Annotated in this window: 15 protein-coding genes; 8 read left to right on the top strand and 7 right to left on the bottom strand. The window is 57.2% G+C overall.

The window, feature by feature from the left end:
- Positions 1-129: 129 nt before the first annotated feature.
- Positions 130-552: a GNAT family N-acetyltransferase gene (locus I6L35_RS12205; protein WP_216980278.1), complete on the bottom strand. Its 423-nt coding sequence runs from the start codon at positions 550-552 to the stop codon at positions 130-132.
- 155 nt (positions 553-707) lie between these two features.
- Between I6L35_RS12205 and I6L35_RS12210 the strand changes: the two genes are divergently transcribed.
- Positions 708-1,208: an SRPBCC domain-containing protein gene (locus I6L35_RS12210; RefSeq protein WP_005347626.1), complete on the top strand. Its 501-nt coding sequence runs from the start codon at positions 708-710 to the stop codon at positions 1,206-1,208.
- A 205-nt stretch (positions 1,209-1,413) separates the two neighbouring features.
- Here the strand turns inward: I6L35_RS12210 and glk are convergent, their stop codons facing one another.
- Positions 1,414-2,382, bottom strand: a complete 969-nt coding sequence (gene glk, locus I6L35_RS12215) for a glucokinase (RefSeq protein ID WP_216978294.1) — start codon at positions 2,380-2,382, stop codon at positions 1,414-1,416.
- Between the two features lie 350 nt (positions 2,383-2,732).
- Here glk and I6L35_RS12220 point away from each other — a divergent pair, with 350 nt between their 5' ends.
- The 4 genes from I6L35_RS12220 to I6L35_RS12235 all read left to right on the top strand — a co-directional run bounded on the left by I6L35_RS12220 (position 2,733) and on the right by I6L35_RS12235 (position 8,792).
- Positions 2,733-3,587: a MurR/RpiR family transcriptional regulator gene (locus tag I6L35_RS12220; protein WP_005334759.1), complete on the top strand. Its 855-nt coding sequence runs from the start codon at positions 2,733-2,735 to the stop codon at positions 3,585-3,587.
- A 174-nt stretch (positions 3,588-3,761) separates the two neighbouring features.
- A complete protein-coding gene (gene pyk, locus I6L35_RS12225; RefSeq protein ID WP_216978295.1) occupies positions 3,762-5,201 on the top strand; it encodes a pyruvate kinase in 1,440 nt (479 codons plus the stop codon).
- Between the two features lie 211 nt (positions 5,202-5,412).
- Positions 5,413-6,189 carry a hypothetical protein gene (locus I6L35_RS12230; RefSeq protein WP_005347598.1) on the top strand — a complete coding sequence of 259 codons (777 nt, stop codon included), beginning with the start codon at positions 5,413-5,415 and terminating at the stop codon, positions 6,187-6,189.
- Positions 6,190-6,413: 224 nt separating this feature from the next.
- Entirely contained in the window at positions 6,414-8,792 is a 2,379-nt protein-coding gene (locus I6L35_RS12235; RefSeq protein ID WP_216978296.1) for a YgiQ family radical SAM protein, read from the top strand.
- 60 nt (positions 8,793-8,852) lie between these two features.
- Here the strand turns inward: I6L35_RS12235 and I6L35_RS12240 are convergent, their stop codons facing one another.
- Both I6L35_RS12240 and I6L35_RS12245 read right to left on the bottom strand, forming a co-directional pair.
- Complete coding sequence (locus tag I6L35_RS12240; RefSeq protein ID WP_216978297.1) at positions 8,853-10,136, bottom strand: hypothetical protein; 1,284 nt, start codon at positions 10,134-10,136, stop codon at positions 8,853-8,855.
- Positions 10,137-10,617: 481 nt separating this feature from the next.
- Positions 10,618-12,117, bottom strand: coding sequence for a histidine-type phosphatase (locus I6L35_RS12245; protein WP_216978298.1), 1,500 nt, complete (start codon positions 12,115-12,117; stop codon positions 10,618-10,620).
- Between the two features lie 345 nt (positions 12,118-12,462).
- Here I6L35_RS12245 and I6L35_RS12250 point away from each other — a divergent pair, with 345 nt between their 5' ends.
- The 3 genes from I6L35_RS12250 (at position 12,463) to I6L35_RS12260 (ending at position 14,895) form a co-directional block, all read left to right on the top strand.
- Complete coding sequence (locus I6L35_RS12250; RefSeq protein WP_216953146.1) at positions 12,463-13,413, top strand: transposase; 951 nt, start codon at positions 12,463-12,465, stop codon at positions 13,411-13,413.
- A gap of 187 nt (positions 13,414-13,600) precedes the next feature.
- Positions 13,601-13,852 carry a hypothetical protein gene (locus I6L35_RS12255; protein WP_227342210.1) on the top strand — a complete coding sequence of 84 codons (252 nt, stop codon included), beginning with the start codon at positions 13,601-13,603 and terminating at the stop codon, positions 13,850-13,852.
- A gap of 128 nt (positions 13,853-13,980) precedes the next feature.
- On the top strand, positions 13,981-14,895 hold the full coding sequence (locus I6L35_RS12260) for a Gfo/Idh/MocA family protein (RefSeq protein ID WP_216978299.1): 915 nt from the start codon (positions 13,981-13,983) through the stop codon (positions 14,893-14,895).
- A 111-nt stretch (positions 14,896-15,006) separates the two neighbouring features.
- Here I6L35_RS12260 and I6L35_RS12265 read toward each other — a convergent pair whose 3' ends face one another.
- From I6L35_RS12265 to I6L35_RS12275, 3 genes are all read right to left on the bottom strand, one after another.
- Positions 15,007-15,357 carry a TusE/DsrC/DsvC family sulfur relay protein gene (locus I6L35_RS12265; protein WP_216978300.1) on the bottom strand — a complete coding sequence of 117 codons (351 nt, stop codon included), beginning with the start codon at positions 15,355-15,357 and terminating at the stop codon, positions 15,007-15,009.
- 24 nt (positions 15,358-15,381) lie between these two features.
- Positions 15,382-17,535 carry a YccS family putative transporter gene (gene yccS, locus I6L35_RS12270; RefSeq protein ID WP_216978301.1) on the bottom strand — a complete coding sequence of 718 codons (2,154 nt, stop codon included), beginning with the start codon at positions 17,533-17,535 and terminating at the stop codon, positions 15,382-15,384.
- A gap of 164 nt (positions 17,536-17,699) precedes the next feature.
- Positions 17,700-18,356, bottom strand: a complete 657-nt coding sequence (locus I6L35_RS12275) for a Bax inhibitor-1/YccA family protein (RefSeq protein WP_005338308.1) — start codon at positions 18,354-18,356, stop codon at positions 17,700-17,702.
- Positions 18,357-18,554: the final 198 nt, after the last annotated feature.

Consider the following 18,554-nt stretch of genomic DNA (forward strand, 5'->3'; position numbering starts at 1 on the left):
CTCGGTGCGAGCGGTGGTCGCGATCACGCGCGCAACGGGTGGTCGTGGAGTTCTCATATTCTGCCATGCAAGCCCGGATCGATATTTTCCCTTTCCGAGACCATGCATGACAGTCTGGAGTGCGGTTGTCTACTCACGAGACAGCTTGCACCAGGGGCCAGTGATCTCGCAATACCCGGTCTCGTTTCCATGCTGCCAGCCAAGCCGATGATAGAAGGCCACGGCCGCCGTATTGCGGGTTGCCACCTTGAGTGATGCCTTGCAGGGACTATCAGCCAGACCATGTTCGAGCAGCGCTCGCCCAATCCCCTGACCATGCCAGTCGCTCGCAACGTACAAATGATGCACAAAGTGCTCGGGTTGCCATACGGCGATAAATCCACAGACAGTCCCCCCTCGCTCTGCCACCCATATCTCTTCTCCCTGGGTCTGCTCGATAAAGTCATCCAGGTGAAACAGGGAGGGGTCTACCCAGTGAAAGGTTTGTCTGCGGCCTTGTAAAAACAGCTTGGCCAGCGGGGTGATATCACGTTCTTCCATGCGCCTGATCATCATGCTCTCCCAAGGGCGGTCACTGTTCCCTGTTGCGCGCTGGCAAGGTTATCTGGGGCAAATGACAAGGGTGTGATTAAGGGCTGTCCATTACATTTGTCATGGGGCTATACTGCCGAAGTCCCCTGTATGGATGGCGTGAGGATTGTTGATTTATGGACAATAAACAGATTGAAGGCAACATTTTTGTTCCGGCTCATATCGATGACGTGTGGCACGCCTGGACGACAGAGAGTGGTCTGCGCAGTTTTCTGGCTCCCGAGTGTTTGATGGTAGCCGAACCGAATGGCCCCTTCGAAATCTACTTCAGGCCGGATGCTCCACTGGGTGAACGGGGGAGTGAAGGGTGCAGGGTCATGGCCGTCATGCCCTATGATCTGCTCAGCTTTAGCTGGAATTTTCCGCCCAGTCTGCCCCATATTCGTCAGCAGAAGACTCAGGTTTGTCTGCGCTTTGTGCCGGAAGGGCAGGGCACTCGCCTCTACTTCCTGCAAACCGGTTGGGCCAATGATCCTGATTGGAATCAGGGGTATGCCTACTTTAGGGAAGAGTGGCTGGAGACCAGCTTGCCACGGTTGCAGTACCGCTTTACCCATGGCCCCATCGACTGGAACAACCCGCCCGACAAGACACAGTTGAAGGCGCTGGCCCAGTAGTGTCCGATCTCAGAGATAAAAAAAACCGGCCAGAAGGCCGGTTGAAACAGTTCAGGCTTGTCAGGTGACAAACGTATCCAGCGGATGAGAGTCGCTTTCCACTCCTTGTGAAGTGCGGCCCTCTTGGTTACGTGCTGCTACTATATGCCATCCACACTGAATCGATGCTGAACCACGGATGTTCCAGCTTCACTCCACCTTCCAATCAGATGGTAATCCCCATCGACTGGCGCAGGTAAGCGCCAGCACCGAGCAGGCCAGGCCCTTCATGGGTGATCAGGAATACCGGAATATCCTTGAGGTAGGATTTGAAACGGCCCTTGTCTTCAAAGGCAACCCGGAAACCGGAACTGGTGAAGAACTCCTGGAAGCGCGGCACTATCCCACCTGCGATATAGACGCCGCCAAAGGTGCCCATATTGAGCGCCAGGTTGCCGGCAAAGCGGCCCATCAGCACGCAGAACAGGCTCAGGGTGCGGCGGCAATCCAGACACTCGCCCGCCAGCGCACGTTCGGTAATGTCTTTAGGGGCGAACGGCTCCGGCTCACGACCATCGGATTTCACCAGCCCGCGATAGAGATTGACCAGGCCCGGGCCGGATAAGAAACGCTCGGCCGAGACATGGCCCAGTTCGCCTCGCATTACTTGCAGCACCGCATCTTCCTCTTCGGTGTTGGCGGCAAAATCCACATGACCCCCTTCGCCCGGCAGGCTCAACCACTGATCGCCCGCCTTGACCAGATGCGCAACCCCAAGGCCGGTGCCCGCTCCATAGATGGCGATGGGTTTGCCAGCTACCGGTGCGGCGCCGCCCAGCTGGATGCGATCCGATTCGGCCAATACCGGTACCGCCATCGAGACCGCGGTAAAGTCGTTGATTACCTGCAGGCGCGCCAGCCCGAGATTGCTCTGCATCTCGCTGATGGAGAACTCCCAGCTGTGGTTGGTCATGGCGACCCAGTCACCATTGATGGGGCAGGCGATGGCGATGCAGGCTTCAGCCACCTCGACCTTGTGTTCCTCCAGATAGAGGCGAACCACGGCTTCAAGGCCGGGATGGGCCAGACCTGAGTAGGTCTTTGCCTGAGAGATAGTACCGGTGGCCAGCTCACACAGGGCCAGACGCGCATTGGTACCGCCGACATCGCCGACCAGCGCATGGGTATGCTGCATAACAACTCCTTCGTTACAGGATGGGGACGACTCTGGTGTCCCGACATTATTGTTGGATTATGACGGCCCATTCTATCCGAGCTCAGGCTCACTCACCCGCCGGATCGATACAAACGTGCGCCTGCTCACAGTGTTGTTGCTTTGCAACATTTGTAAGCGGTTTCACAGTGAGGTGACGTTTTGTAACGAAAAGTACGAAATAATTAGAGATGAGTCATACTTTGTACGGCAGGCGTTAGTTGCGATAACCGCTTGTCTTGTATAGTCATCAGCTTGATTGGAAACCTGCTTAGCCGTAGATTTAGTGCAAAGACACTGAAGCTAAATTACAAAAACGTCTGGTGGTGATGATGAATACCCTTGATAAAATTACGAACAACCTGGAAAGTTTCAGTAAATCAGAACGCAAGGTTGCCGAGGTGATCCTGGCGTCTCCCCAGACCGCCATCCACTCCAGCATCGCCGCCCTGGCCAAAATGGCCGACGTCAGTGAACCGACCGTCAACCGTTTTTGCCGTCGCCTCGATACCAAAGGCTTCCCCGATTTCAAACTCCATCTGGCCCAGAGCCTGGCCAATGGCACTCCTTACGTCAATCGTCATGTGGAAGCAGAAGACGGCCCCGATACCTACACGGCCAAAATCTTCGAATCCACCATGGCTTGTCTGGATGCAGCCAAGAACAGCCTGGATATCTCGGCCATCAACCGCTGTGTCGATATCCTGACCCAGTCCAAGAAGATAAGCTTCTTTGGTCTTGGTGCCTCCTCAGCCGTTGCCCGCGATGCCCAGAACAAGTTCTTCCGCTTCAATATCCCGGTGGTGAGCTTTGACGATATCGTCATGATGCGCATGAGCTGCATCAACAGCAGCGAAGGGGACGTGGTGGTGCTGATCTCCCATACCGGCCGCACCAAGGCGCTGGTCGAGATCGCCGCGCTGGCGCGCGAGAACGACGCCACCGTCATCGGCATGACCGCCAAGGATTCCCCACTGGCGCGCGAGTGCAACCTGGTGCTCTCCATGGATGTGCCGGAAGATACCGATGTCTACATGCCGATGGCTTCCCGCATCGCGCAGCTGGCGCTGGTGGATGTGCTGGCAACCGGATTTACCCTGCGCCGGGGGATGAAATTTCGTGAAAACCTGAAGAAGGTAAAAGAGGGATTGCGCGAATCCCGTTTTGAAACACCACACTCTTCCTGAATCGTCGGGGGCTTTGGCCCCCGACTGTCTATGCCACCCTCCTTGGTGTAGTCTTGATGTGGTATTGTAACTTAATAACAAAAACCACCCGGATGGTTTGCAAGCGGGTGCATCGAGCCATCGGTTTGATGGGGCAGAATCTCAAGTTATCTCAACTTCATATTGGAGTCTTTCATGCCTAGACGTACAAAGATTGTAACCACACTTGGTCCGGCCACCGACCGCGAAGGGATCCTCGAAGGGATTATCCGCGCTGGTGCCGACATGGTGCGGATGAACTTCTCTCACGGCACTCCTGAAGATCATATCCAGCGCGCCAATCAGGTGCGTGACATTGCTGCCAAGCTCGGCCGCCACGTTGCCATCATGGGTGACCTGCAAGGCCCGAAAATCCGTGTATCCACCTTCAAGGATGGCAAGATCTATCTCGCCATCGGTGACAAGTTCGTGCTGGATGCAGCCCTGGGCAAGGGTGAAGGCTGTCAGGAGCAGGTTGGTATCGACTACAAGAGCCTGCCAAATGATGTGGTGCCGGGTGACATCCTGCTGCTGGACGATGGCCGTGTACAACTGAAAGTCGAGAGCGTGGAAGGCACCCGCATCCATACCACTGTGACCGTGGCGGGCCCGCTCTCCAACAACAAGGGCATCAACAAGAAAGGGGGCGGTCTCTCCGCACCAGCCCTGACCGAGAAAGACAAGGAAGATATCAAGACAGCCGCGCTGATGAACGTGGATTATCTGGCCGTCTCCTTCCCGCGCTGCGGTGATGATCTGCGTTACGCCCGCGAACTGGCTCGCGAAGCTGGCTCCAATGCCAAGATCGTGGCCAAGGTCGAGCGCGCCGAGACCGTCGCCACTGACGAAGCGATGGAAGATATCATCCTCGGCTCTGATGCCGTTATGGTTGCCCGTGGCGATCTGGGCGTCGAGATCGGTGACCCCGAGCTGGTTGGTGTACAGAAGAAGCTGATCCGTCACTCCCGTCGTCTCAACCGTGTGGTGATCACCGCCACCCAGATGATGGAATCGATGATCAATGCGCCGCTGCCGACTCGTGCCGAAGTGATGGACGTCGCCAACGCCGTGCTGGATGGTACCGATGCGGTGATGCTCTCTGCCGAAACCGCTGCCGGTCAGTTCCCCATCGAAACGGTCACCTCCATGGCGAGCGTCTGTGTCGGTGCCGAAAAGCACCCGAGCCTGAACGTCTCCAACCACCGCATGAGCTACACCTTCACCTCGGTTGAAGAGGCGGTCGCCATGTCTACCATGTACGCAGCCAACCACCTGGAAGGGGTCAAGGCGATCGTGGCGCTGACCGAATCGGGCACTACTCCGCTGCTGATGTCCCGTATCAGCTCCGGTCTGCCGATCTTCGCCATGTCCCCCCACAACAAGACCCTGGCCTGGGCCAACCTCTACCGTGGTGTGACCCCGGTGCTGTTCGACGGTGACGAGACCAAACCGGTCTACGAAGTGTGCCGCGACGCGCTGGCCGTGCTCAAGGAGAAGGGGCTGCTGCAAAGCGGCGATATGGTACTGCTGACCCACGGTGACAAGATGGAAACCGTCGGCAGTACCAACACCTGCAAGGTGATGATGGTCGAATAAGCCCGTCCGGTTTCACAGTGTTCAACAAGGCTGCTCCTCTCTGATGAGCAGCCTTTTTATTAACGGCTGTCGCGCTTTGGCGGGATAAACAGGACTCAATGATTGCTTAACCGGATTCCCCTTCCGATAATGCGGGAGTGGTTTTCACCGGGTAGCCTGTTGTAGGGGATCGCAGGATAACCCAGACACTCGACAATACGGGAGTGAAAAAATGAACAAGCGTAACTGGTTGCTGGCCCTGTCACTGACGTTGGTGGTGTCACCCAGCCATGCCGACTGGGAGAAACTGAAGGCTGCCGCCGCCGATCTCGGCACCGCCGTGAGTGAGACTGGCAAGGAGGTATGGCAGGACGTCAGCGACTTCTCCAAAAAGAGCTGGGCCTCCATCTCTGCCTGGGGTGAAGAGGCGTTCAACACCGCCGGGGTCTGGACCGACAAGAGCATCGCCACCGGCAAGGAGTGGCTGAAGGTAGCCGACAAGAAGCTCGACGAGATGTTGGAGCCCAAAACCCCGCAAGAGGCGCGGGTGGCGCTCAACACCATGGCCGACACGGCACTGGTGCGCCTGTTCAATGAACAGCCTTCAGCCAAGTTGCTGTTTGACAAGGCGTATGGCTACGCAGTATTCGATTCGCGCAAGTTCTCCCTGATGCTGCATACCAATCAGGGCGCCGGGGTGGCCATCAATCGCAAGAGTGGCAAACACACCTATATGAAGATGTTTGGCGCGGGGCTGGCGGCCGGTATCGGTGGCAAGTTCTATCAGCAGGTGATCCTGTTTGAAGACAAGGCCAGATTCGATGCCTTCGTGACCCAGGGGTGGGAGGCCACCTCAGAAGTGGGTGTGGTAGCTGGCAAGGAGAGCGCCGAGCTGACCGCCAAATACAACGGTGGCATGGCCATCTACCAAATCGGCGAGAAGGGATTGCTGTTCGATGCCAACATCTCCGGCTCCAAATACTGGATCGACAAGGATCTGAGTCAGTAACCATTCAGGCGGTGAGCCCCCCGCATTGGCCCGGCTCACCGTGCGGCAGTTGCAGTCAAAGATCGCCCGCACTCATCCTGCGGGCGTGCTTGTTTGTGGTGGCGTGATGCGGATGTTGGATGGCAAAGCGCCTTTTCCCGCGCGAATGCTGGGGACAAAAAGCCATCGCTCCCCTTGGCCGCAATCGGTATAATGCGCGACCCGAATTTTTCCAGGTGTTCAAAATGCAGCCGGTACCCAACCTTTTCTCCTATCCCCGCTATTGGGCCGAGTGCTACGGCACGGCGCCCTTCCTGCCCATGTCCCGCAAAGAGATGGACAAGCTCGGTTGGGACAGCTGCGACGTCATTCTGGTGACGGGGGATGCCTACGTGGATCACCCGAGTTTCGGCATGGCGGTCATCGGCCGCATGCTGGAGGCGCAGGGCTTTCGGGTCGGCATCATCGCCCAGCCGGACTGGTCATCGAAGGATGACTTTATGCGTCTGGGCAAACCGAACCTCTTCTTCGGGGTCACCGCGGGCAACATGGACTCCATGATCAACCGCTACACCTCCGATAAAAAGCTGCGCCACGACGACGCCTACACCCCGGGGGATGTGGGCGGCAAGCGGCCGGATCGCGCCACCCTGGTCTATACCCAGCGCTGCAAGGAGGCCTTCAAGGAGGTGCCGGTCGTTATCGGCGGCATCGAGGCTTCCTTACGCCGTATCGCCCACTACGACTACTGGTCCGAGACCATCCGCCGCTCCATCCTGCTTGATGCCAAGGCCGATATCCTCATCTACGGCAACGCCGAGCGGCCGCTGGTGGAGGTGGCTCACCGCATCGCAGCGGGGGAGAGCATCGACACCATGCAGGATATTCGCGGCACCGCCGTTATCCGCAAGGAGCCGCTGCCGGGCTGGAAAGGGGTGGATTCGAGCAAGCTCGACCAGATTGGCCGCATCGATCCCATCATGAACCCCTATATGGAAGGGGCCCCATGCTCGGATGACGCCACCGACGCGGCACCTGCCGCGCAGGAAGCCCAGCCTGTGCTGGTGCAGCCGGCCAAGCCCAAGCCGTGGGAAAAAACCTATGTGAAGCTGCCGGCGTTCGAGCGGGTGAAAGAGGACAAGGTGCTCTACGCCCACGCCTCGCGCATTCTGCACCACGAGACCAACCCCGGCTGTGCCCGTGCCCTGTCACAGGCTCACGGCGATCGCATCGTCTGGGTCAACCCGCCCGCTTTCCCGCTGGAAACCGAGGAGATGGACGGCGTATTCGGCCTGCCCTACCAGCGGGTGCCGCACCCCGCCTATGGCAACGAGAAGATCCCGGCCTTCGAGATGATCAAGACCTCGGTCAACATCATGCGCGGCTGCTTTGGCGGCTGCTCCTTCTGCTCCATCACCGAGCACGAAGGGCGCATCATCCAGAGCCGCTCGGAAGAGTCGATCTTGAAAGAAATCGAAGATATCCGCGACAAGGTGCCGGGCTTTACCGGCGTCATCTCGGATCTCGGCGGCCCCACCGCCAACATGTACAAGCTGCGCTGCAAGAGCCCCAAAGCCGAGCAGACCTGCCGTCGCGCCTCCTGTGTCTGGCCCACCATCTGTCCGCACATGGACACCGACCACAGCCCGACCATCAACCTCTATCGCAAGGCGCGCGACCTCAAGGGGATCAAGAAGATCCTCATCGCCTCCGGCGTGCGTTACGACATCGCGGTGGAAGATCCCCGCTATATCAAGGAGCTGGCCAAGTACCACGTCGGCGGCTACCTCAAGATCGCGCCGGAACACACCGAGGAGGGGCCCCTCTCCAAGATGATGAAGCCGGGCATGGGCAGCTACTACCAGTTCAAGGAGTTGTTCGACAAATACTCCAAAGAGGCGGGCAAGCAGCAGTACCTGATCCCCTACTTTATCTCCGCCCACCCGGGCACCACAGACGAAGACATGGTCAATCTGGCGCTCTGGGTCAAAGAGAACCGCTTCAAGCTCGATCAGGTGCAGAACTTCTACCCGTCGCCGCTCGCCAACGCCACCACCATGTATTACACGGAGAAAAACCCGTTAAACAAGGTGAGCCGCACCGGTGGCGATGTGTTTGTTGCCAAGGGCGAGCGCCGTCGCCGCTTGCACAAGGCGCTGCTGCGCTACCACGATCCTGCTGGCTGGCCGATGATCCGCGAAGCCCTGCTCGCCATGGGCAAGGGCCACCTGATTGGCAATGGCCCCGGCTGTCTGGTGCCTGCGGAAGGGCGCAACGAGCGCGCCGCCAGCGGCAAGGGGCTAAAACCGGCCCTGACTCGCCATAGCCCAATGTCTCAACAAAGAGGCCAACAACAGCGCGGCAATGGCGCTGGCAACAAGCCGACGGGCGGCAAGCCGGTGGGTTCCCAGCTGCAGAAAGGGGCTGCTAACGGCAAACCGGCCGCACAGGGTGAAGGCAAGAGTGCTGGCCAGAATGCGGGTAAGAGCAAACCTGCCGGAAAACCTGCCCATAAGGGCAAGGCGCCAACCCGCGCTGGCTCTGCCAAGCCGGGGGCAAAACCCGTAGCTCAAGGCGGCAAGCCTGCGGCTAAAGGCAATGGTGGCAAGCGACCGGCACGGTAATATTTCCTGATTGGAAAGCGATAGAAATAAAAAGGCGACCGGATGGTCGCCTATTTATTTTTAGTCTTGTTCAGAGTACATTCTAGGTCGAGCTAAAACATATGAATGAAACAAAGAGTCTTTAAATCGATAGTAACGTTCTCTTAGCTTCTCAAGTTCTGCACCATATTCTTCAGCTACAAGCTGGCCAACATACTGACTTGAATTATCGACTCCAGCATCTAAAGCAATTTTGTATGCATTAGAAGTCCATATTTCATTATGTTTATCCTGTGCAGCTGCCATAGCCCTAAGTACAGTCTCTCGTTGAGATGATGACGCGACCGCTTTTCGATATTTGCCTTCTAAGACAGGATCTGCTTTTTGTTCTGCAATGCTAGATAGAGTTTTATTAATATGACTATCCGTAATGATGTACACATTTTCTTCGAATGCAGCCCTAAGTGAAAATTTTCCGATTAAATGGACCATATAAGGATGGCCGTTTGCTAGTTGTACAATTCTATCCCTAGCGTTATTATCAAAAGTTATGTATCTATCAATATATTTTTCTGCGTTATCAATAATGTTCTCTAGCTCATTTGAATTCATGGGGTCCATAGATATTATGCTGCCTGCGAACAATCGATCAGTTGACTCATGCTCCTTCATAAGCATCTGGATATCTTTTGCTACGCCTACAACGCAAAATTTAACCTTAGGTACATTGGTTGCAAGTGCTTTTAGAAAAGAAGCAAATCCTGAAGGATCCGCTATTTGATCAAACTCATCTATAACTAATAGAATTCCATTTTTAGCAACATCTGCTTTAATAATAGCATCAACGACATTAGTGAATACAATATCAACTTGATGTTCCGACATAACTGGAGATGTTGTGACCTCTGATGTCTTACTTCCCGCCAACTCAACGCCTACACCTAATACTTTTGCACTGAACTTTGGATTATAATTAACCATTACCTTCTTTGCATTTGGAATCTCATATATCCACTCAGCTAAGCAGTTGGTAGACGTTAAGAGTCTTTCAAGAAGTTCATCCGTTGAACGTACTTGTTTTCCACATGCCATGTATACAGTTAAAAAGTCAAATTGTTCATCATTCGGAATGTCTAGCTTTTCTAGTATAGAGCTATCACCGGCACCAATATTTGTTATCTGTCTAGCCAAGGAGGTTTTACCAATACCTCTATTACCTACAATGGCTATATTTGAACCCTCAGCAATGAGAGCATAAAAAGAATTTACCACTGCTACTTTTCGGCCAGCAAATCGTTCTGAATCAGTTATTTCCTTTGCAGGTAAAAAAGCATTCTCTATTTGACTTAGCTTTGGTTTTTTCATTTTTTAGTAGTGCCATGATGTATTTTTCATTAGATATTAAAAAATGGTTTATTACATGGGAGCTAATATATTTGGCTAAAAATAGTAGATGGTACCAAATGAAGTGATGCCCAACGTATAGCACGATAATTTTTTAATGGAAATCTAGGACACCCACCTTTCTGTATGAGGCGTATCTTTACCCAATCCCACGCTACCGCCCGTGGATTACAGCTTCCAATATGCTCCCTGGACCTGCGCTGGCAGCAACCCATCGCAACTCAACAGGTTCTGGATGGCTATGGTAAGCCAAACGAAACTGCCGAGGCGAGCCTTAAAGTGACTCAACTATCAGAAATTAATCGTTTTTTGAACTGGATCAGCAAATGGAACCGGAAGGCGGCTTTGTAGCCATATCCCGCTTTGGCAAGCAGGGAAGGGGAGTGAATTGGGGCGACCTGCTGGTCGCCCCTTTCGATAGCCATATCCGGCGCGCTAGGGGTTAGCCGTTATAGCCGTAGCAGCGCTTGAGCTCTTCGAAGTCGTAGTAGTGGCTGCCGCTCTGGTAGGGCTGGCAGCCCGCTTTAAAGGCGATCTCCTTTTCGTTATAGAGCATCTTGACCAGCACCTGCCGCTGCCCGTTCTGATAGATATCCCATTGAATATTGGCGGTATAGGGGGAGACCCAGCCGCCACGCCACTCGTTGTTCTGCTGGCTGAACAGCTGATCCGGGCTGGCCCCCTGACGGCTCCCTTCCAGCTTCATCAGGGCGGCGAGGGGGATAATGGCTTCGGCGTGGGCAAAGCGCAGGGTGGCCCGTCGGCTCTGCTCGCCCTCCACCACCTGATGCTGTACCTCGCCAAACAGGCCGTCGAGCAGCGGCTGGGCAATGGCGTAGGGGGCGCTCTGGTTGGCAAAGCTCGGCCCCTTCTCGTAGAAATCTTCCGCATCGGAGAGGTAGGAGAACCAGGCAGACTCTTGTGGGGTCAGGAACTGCTCCAGCGCCCAGGGTTCGCTGCCCTGTGCCTGCGCTTCGCGGATCATGCCGGGGCCGATGATAAAGAGGTTGTAGAGCATCAGGGCGGCATCCACTTCGTCGCGCACATAGGTCATACCGCCATCTTCCGGGTTGACGGCGACAAACTCGACGCCGCCCGCCAGATAGTCGACAAAGCCCTTGCTGTAGATACGCTCCAGCATGCTGCGGGCCATCTCTTTGGTCTTGCTCAGGTTTTTAAGCTGATCCAGCGCTCTGGCCAGTTCGGGGGCCGGGGCGATTCCGGCATCTTCGTCACCGATAAAGCGCTGGTAGCTCTCATAGGCGGGCAGGTAGCGGGCGTAATCCCCCTCGGGGGTGGTCTTGTGGAAGTAGAGCTCGAACTTGTTGACCAGCTTTTTGTCGATCTTCGAGGGGTCATCCTGCGTGAGGTAGCACTGCGCCGAGTCGCTGACATAGTTCACGTCGCGCTTGAGGCTCTCCATAAAGTAGAAGGCGCTTTCGTTGGCCCTGTCTTTGCCCGAGGTAACCACCTTGATGCAGTGGGGCTCGCTGCTGTTGAGCAGGGTCGGCAGCCGCGCCGCCAGCCGGGTGGCGAGATTGGCGTGCTCCTCCTTGCCCAGCGCCGAGAGCAGGCCGTAGCCCAGTTTCTGGTTGGCGGTCGTCACCAGATCGACCTTGCCTCCCAGCCCCTGCCCGAGAGTGGTGAGCGCCCCCTGACGCTGCGCCTCTTCCCAGACCAGCTTGGTCAGCACGTCATATTTCGGGCTGGAGAGGGAGCGCGAGCCGTGGCGCGCCACCATCTCGGTAAAGACCGGGCTGAACCCCTGAGGCGCTGGCTCGTAGCTCTCCGCCTGCTGCTGCGGGCTGTAGACCGCTTTGGTGCTGTATTGATAGGCGGTTTTGCCCTGGCTGTCGGTAGACGATTCGTTCTCTGACTGGCAACCGCCAAGCAAGACCAGCGAGACGGCCAAAGCCACATAAGAAGAGCGCGGGAAAGTCATGATGTTCCTTATCTATCCATATGAAAAATAAGTGAAAAACTCTATGGCTTGAAAATGACCGCGGGATGTCAGCCAGATGACAGGCTGATGACTTCTGATAAAGCAGTAAGCAAAGGGAGAGAATCTCTTTTTCGGAACCCCCACCTTGTTGATGCAAAAAGCCCCGAGAGCTGGCGCTTTCGGGGAAGAGGAAAAACATCGACAAGGCATTACAAAGGCATTCGGTTCACACCTGAACCGTATCAGGCATCGACATAGAGCACTTCATTTTTTCGGGACACCCACCTTTTTGACAGTGGCGTAGGGCTGTTCTTGACTTAAGAGGTCACCGTTGAGGGATGTGCCATGACCATTGCCCGTTCACGTCAAATCAGCTTGCAGGATACGCCTTACTACCATGTGGTCAGCCGCTGTGTGCGGCGAGCCTTTCTGTGTGGTGACGATGCCCATTCTGGCCAGAGTTATGAGCATCGGCGTCAGTGGGTGGTCGACAAGTTGGGGCAACTATCGCGGCTGTTTGCAATTGGCATTTGTGCTTATGCGGTGATGAGCAATCATTATCATCTGGTGCTCAAGGTGGAGCCCGATACCGCAGCCAACTGGAGTGAGCGGGAGGTGGCTGAGCGCTGGGCGGCGCTATTCCAGTGGCCGCATTTGGTCAGGCGCTGGTATCAGGGGGAGATGTTGATCGAGCCTGAGCTGGCTGTCGTGCAGCAATTGCTGGCCCAATGGCGGGAGCGGCTTCACTCCATAAGTTGGTTTATTCGGCTACTCAATGAAAATCTGGCCCGTCAGGCCAATCAGGAAGATGGTTGCAAGGGCCATTTCTGGGAGGGGCGCTTCAAGAGTCAGGCTTTGCTCACCGAATCCGCCTTGTTGGCCTGTATGGCGTATGTTGACCTCAATCCGATACGAGCTGCGTTGACCGATCGGCCAGAGCAGAGTGAATACACCAGTATCAAACAGCGCCTTGACGCGCCTGCTACTACTGAGGTTTTGCCACCACTTTTGCTGCCGTTTGCCCGCCAGGGTAAGCCTGAAGAGCTGCCTTATGCCTTCAGCGACTACCTGATGCTGGTTGATTGGACTGGTCGTGCTATTCGGCCCGACAAGCGGGGTCATATTCCGGCCCAATTTGGACCCATTCTGGAACGATTGGGACTCGATGCTGTTCGCTGGTTGAAGCAGGTGACGCTGTTCAGGCGACAAGGGATCAGAGTGGTGGGAGACAGATATCAATGTCAGCAGTTTGCCCGCCACTGTGGCCAGCGACGATGCCATCAACCAAGGCTGTGATAGCTTTGCATCCACCCTGCTGATAGCTCCGGGTATTGCACATAGTCCAATAAATGGCTGTGCAGGGGCTGTTGCTTTCTAAACCTGACAATCTCTCCCACCAGCCTACTTTTGCAGGCATCAGCTCGGATACACACCCCTTATTGGGCCTGCAAGTAGCCTGATAGTGGCTTGATCAAAAAGGTGGGTGTCCCAATTTGATTCGGCGACGCTCCCCTGTTACACCTCGCTGCAAGCCTTTATGTCGGTCAATGACGTGGCGGCCTGCATTCCGTCGGCCATCGCCACCCTCGGCGATTTTCGCATGCTGGAGCTGGCCGGGGCGCCGCAGCAGTTCGAGGTGGTGGTTGGCAGACACCGTAAAAGTCAGGGCAACCTCGCCATCGAGTGGCTGGCCGAGGTGATCAAGTCGGTCTGCGATCTTGCCATGCCCAAATAACGTCGCCGTTTGCACAGAGCTGCGCACGCCAGCCAGTTTGCTAACGGCAGGCTGGATCTGCGGGATAAATCCTGCGATGGTGCGGGCAGTTATCCGCTTGTCCCGTTATCGAGTGAAAAGGAGTTGAGATGCGCATTGCCATGATTGGTCTGGGGGATATCGCCCAAAAAGCCTATCTGCCGCTGCTGGCGAGCGACGAGCGGGTCACCCCGCTGCTCTGTACCCGCAATCCGGCGGTGCTGGAGAAGCTGGCCCGCCAGTATCGGGTCGCCGAGTGCTTTACCGATGTGGCGGCCATGCTGGCCAGCCGCCCCGACGCCGTGATGATCCACGCCGCTACCGCCGTTCACCGCGAGCTGGCCGAGCAGTGCCTGCGGGCGGGGATCCCCACCTTTGTCGACAAGCCCCTGTGCGACAATCTGGCCGAAGCCGAGGCGCTGGCCAACCTCGCCATCGCGCAAGATTGCGCCCTCTTTACCGGCTTTAACCGCCGCTATCTGCCCGTCATGGCCGAGGCGCGGGCCCAGCCGCTCACCGAGCTGAACTGGCAGAAACATCGCTTCGCCCTGCCGGGCAAGGCGCGGGATTTTATGTTTGACGACTTTATCCATGTGCTCGACAGCCTCTGCTTCTATGGCGGCGTGCCGGACGGCGACTTTCATGCGGTATTGCGCCCCTGTGCGCAGGACAACAGCCTGTTGGCCGGGGTCAGCGTCAGCTGGCAGAGCGGCGATCGCGCCATCAGCGGCAGCATGAACCGCAGCGCGGGGATCACCGAGGAGCGCATCGATGCCTACGGCGACAATCTCTCCCTGCACCTTGAGAACTGCACTCGCGGTATCATCGCCCGCGACAAACAGGTGCAGATGCTTAGCCCCAACGACTGGCAGCCGGTGCTGGCCCAGCGCGGCTTTGCCGCCATGCTGGAGCACTGGTATCAGCAGGTTGAAATCGGCAAGGCGGATAGCGAGCTGATCGCCTCCTACCTGCACGGTCACCGGCTGGCGGAGCAGCTGGTCGCGCTGGCTGACAAGCGGGGATAAGGCTGGCTGGAAGTGCGCGTGGCATGAATGCGCGGTGCGTGAGAAAGACGCATGAAAAACAACGGGGGCCGCAGTTGCGGCCCCCGTTGTTATGGGATGAGATGCATGGGATCAGATGCACTTTACCGGCTTGGGCAGGCCGCCAATCTTGGTTGCCTGCTTGGCGGGCCCTTCCGGGAACAGCTTGTAGAGGTAACGGCTGTTGCCCTTCTCGGGGCCGTACTGCTTCTCCATCGCCTTGACCAGCGCACGGATGGCGGGGGAAGTGTTGAACTCCAGATAGAAGGCGCGCACAAAGCGCACCACTTCCCAGTGCGGCTCCTCAAGCGTGATCCCCTCCTGCGCAGCCAGCACCAGCGCCAGCTCCTCGCTCCAGTCGTTGCTGTTGAGCAGGTAGCCCTTGGCATCGGTCTCGATGAGTTGGCCGTTGAATTCCAGCTGATATTTTTCGGACGCAGACATGGGGGCTCCTCGCTAATGGGGCTATCAGGATTGGGCGGGCATGGTAGCGCCTTGATCCCCGGTGAGCAACCGGCTCTCGTTGGCCAGATGCAGCAGCTGATCCGCCAGCTCGCTGATCAGGTTGAGCTGCTGGGTCAGCATCAGCTGCTCCTCGCTGCTGTCCGGACTTATCACCGGGCACTGACCTCCGATGGAGCTGGAGGGGTTGCCCGCCAGATGGCCGGCGGCCTGCTCCAGGGTGTGGCAGATATGGTGGCGCACCTCATCCAGCCCGCTGATGGCCTCCAGCTTGTCGCGATGGGCCCCCAGCGCCGAAATGTAGGAGAGCAGGGCATGGTTGCGCCAGGTGAGGGTAAAGCAGAGATCGAGGAAGCGGCGGCGCTTTTGCGGCTCCACCAGCATGCTCTGCCAGGCGGTGGCCAGTTCGCTGTCCGCCAGATGGGCGCTCTTGCGCGCCACCCGATAGTCGATGGACTCGTCCCGCTGCTGCTTGAGGCTTGCCAGCACCGCCGAGAGGTAGCGGGCGTTGGCCGAGAGCGAATTGGCGATAAGGGTCGGCAGCCGCTTGTACTGCCAGTCTGGCCAGAGCCAGGCCACCAGCCCGTAGGAGATCAGGCAGCCGAGCAGGGTATCGAGCAGCCGCGGCCCCAGAATGGCAAAGCCGATGCCATCGAGCAGGTTGAACGCCATTAGCACGTAGAGGGTGATAAAGCAGACTGCGGCGCTGTAGTTGTTGCGCACCTGGGTAAAGAAGAGGAAAGCGGCCAGCCCCATCACCACCAGCTGGACGTGCAGCTCGGGAAACAGCCAGAGCACCGGAATGCCCACCAGTATGCCGGCGAAGGTGCCGAGCATCCGTTGCACCAGTCGGCGGCGGGTGGCGCTGTAGCTGGGCTGGCAGACAAACAGCACGGTCAGCAAAATCCAGTAGCCCTTATCCATATCAAAGGTTTGCAGTATGCCGTAGCCGATCACCAGCCCGAGCGACAAACGCAGCGCGTGGCGAAACACCATGGAGTGCAAGGTGAGGTGCTGCTTGAGCTGGGCTAGCAGCGGCAGGCGGGGGGGGCGCGCCAGCGCGGGCAGATCCTGCTCCGGCTGCTCGGGGTTTTGCAGCACTTCGGCGCTGCCCAGCAACTGGTTGATGCTGGCCAGATTGCGGCGCAGGAATTTCATCGGCGTCAGCAGGGTTTTCGGGTAGTGCTGCTTGAGATTGGTGAACTCCAGCTGATCGCCGAGGGCCTCCAGTGTCCAGTGGATGCGCTTGTTATGGGCGTAGGGCTTGTGCACCAGAATGGCGTAACCCAGCCGCTGGCATGCCTCGGAGAGTTGCAGGAACACCTCCTGAAATCCTTCCAGTACGATGCCTTGCTTGAGCTCCGCTTCCAACCGGCTGTAGGGGTAGTGGCTGGAGGTGGCGCGCTCGTGAATCTCCAGCGCCAGCAGATAGAGGCGCAGCAGGCTGGCAAGCTCGGGGCTCGCCGGATGGCGGCGGCTCAGGCGGGCGTTGAGGGCCGACTTGGTGAGGGTCAGCGCGCTCACCAGATTGATATTGAGCTGGGCCAGATTGTGGCGAATGGCCTGGGCGCCGTGCTCGTCCGCCGGGAAGAAGCGGGACTTTTCCAGCAGGTAGCGGCCAAGGGCGAAGTAGCTCTGGGCCAGTTGCTCGTGCAGGGTCTTGTAGGGCAGCAGCCAGAGCCAGATGAACGAGACCAGCCCGTACCAGAGGGCGCCGGCGCCGAGTGCCAGCGGCTGGTAGAAGAGATCCGGCGCCTTGGCGGCCCCCAGCATGGTGTAGATGGCGATCAGCAGCGAGCCGAAGCTGATGGTGGCGTAGCGGGCGCCGAGTGCCCCCACCATCACGAAGATAAAGGTGGAGCTGGCGAGCCCAATGGCAAACAGCCAGGGGGTGGGGTAGAGATACTGCACACACAGGGACGCGAACATGAAGCAAATCAGCGTCATGGCGAGGTTTTTGAGCCGTCCCCACAGGCTGTCGTCGGTTTCGGCGATGGCGCCCGCTACGACCCCGAGGGAGAGCAGCACGGTGAGCTGGTTATTGCCGGTGGCCAGGGTGAAGGCGAGCAGACCGAGAATGGCCAGCAGCACCTTGAGTGCGAAGTAGATGTGACTATCGGTCAGCAGTCGGCGCAGCAGGCCAGAGAGATCCATCGGCATGAAACAGGAACAACCCTTGAACGAAACGAGGGCAGGATGTTACCCCGCCAAGCGAGAAGCGGCCCTGATTTGGATCAGGGCCGCTTCGCATCATATCCTTGATTTGCAACTTATCCTGACAGAAACAGGAGCCAATAAAAACCCCGCCGAAGCGGGGTTTTTGATTAGTTGCGGTTGCCGCCAAGCAGGCTCAGCAGGCTCAGGAAGATGTTGTAGATGGAGACATACAGGGTGACGGTGGCAGAGATGTAGTTGGTCTCGCCGCCGCGCACGATCTGCTGGGTAGTCAGCAGGATGGCACCGGAGGAGAAGAGCATGAACATGGCGGACAGAGCCAGGCTCAGGGCGCTCATCTGCAGGAAGATATTGGCAATCATTGCCACCAGCAGTACCCAGAAACCGACGAACAGCATGCCGCCGATGAAAGAGAGGTCACGCTTGGTGGTCAGGGCATAGGCCGACAGACCGAAGAAGGTGAGCGCGGTACCGCCAAGGGCGGTCATCACGATCTCGCCACCACCATTGTTCATGTACATGTTGATGATGGGGCCCAGGCTATAGCCCAGCAGACCGGTCAGGGCGAAGGTGAAGACCAGCCCCATGCCGTTGTTGCGATTCTTCTCGGTCAGGAACATCAGACCGTAGACGCCGATCAGGAACACGGCCCAGTGCAGCGGCGGCATGTTCATCACGGTAGCGACCCCCGCCACCACGGCAGAGAAGCCCAGAGTGAGGGAGAGCAGCATATAGGTGTTACGCAGCACCTTGTTGGTATCGCGTACGGCACTTTGGGTGCCAGTGTAGATAGAACGGGTATCCATCTTGGGTGTCCTCTTGATGTCCGGGTGAGACGGCGAGCAGCCGCCTCGTGATCGCTGTTTGTTACTGCATGTTTACGCATTGTATGTAGAACAAATAGGGATGACGAGGAACAATTTCAAGCCACCTGCCATTTTGCTCCCGCACACTATCCCACAGGAAATATGTATTGCATATGAACAAGGGCTTAGCGTAGTATG

It is taken from the genome of Aeromonas sp. FDAARGOS 1405 (genome assembly GCF_019048265.1).
Classification (GTDB): Bacteria; Pseudomonadota; Gammaproteobacteria; order Enterobacterales; family Aeromonadaceae; genus Aeromonas; species Aeromonas veronii_A.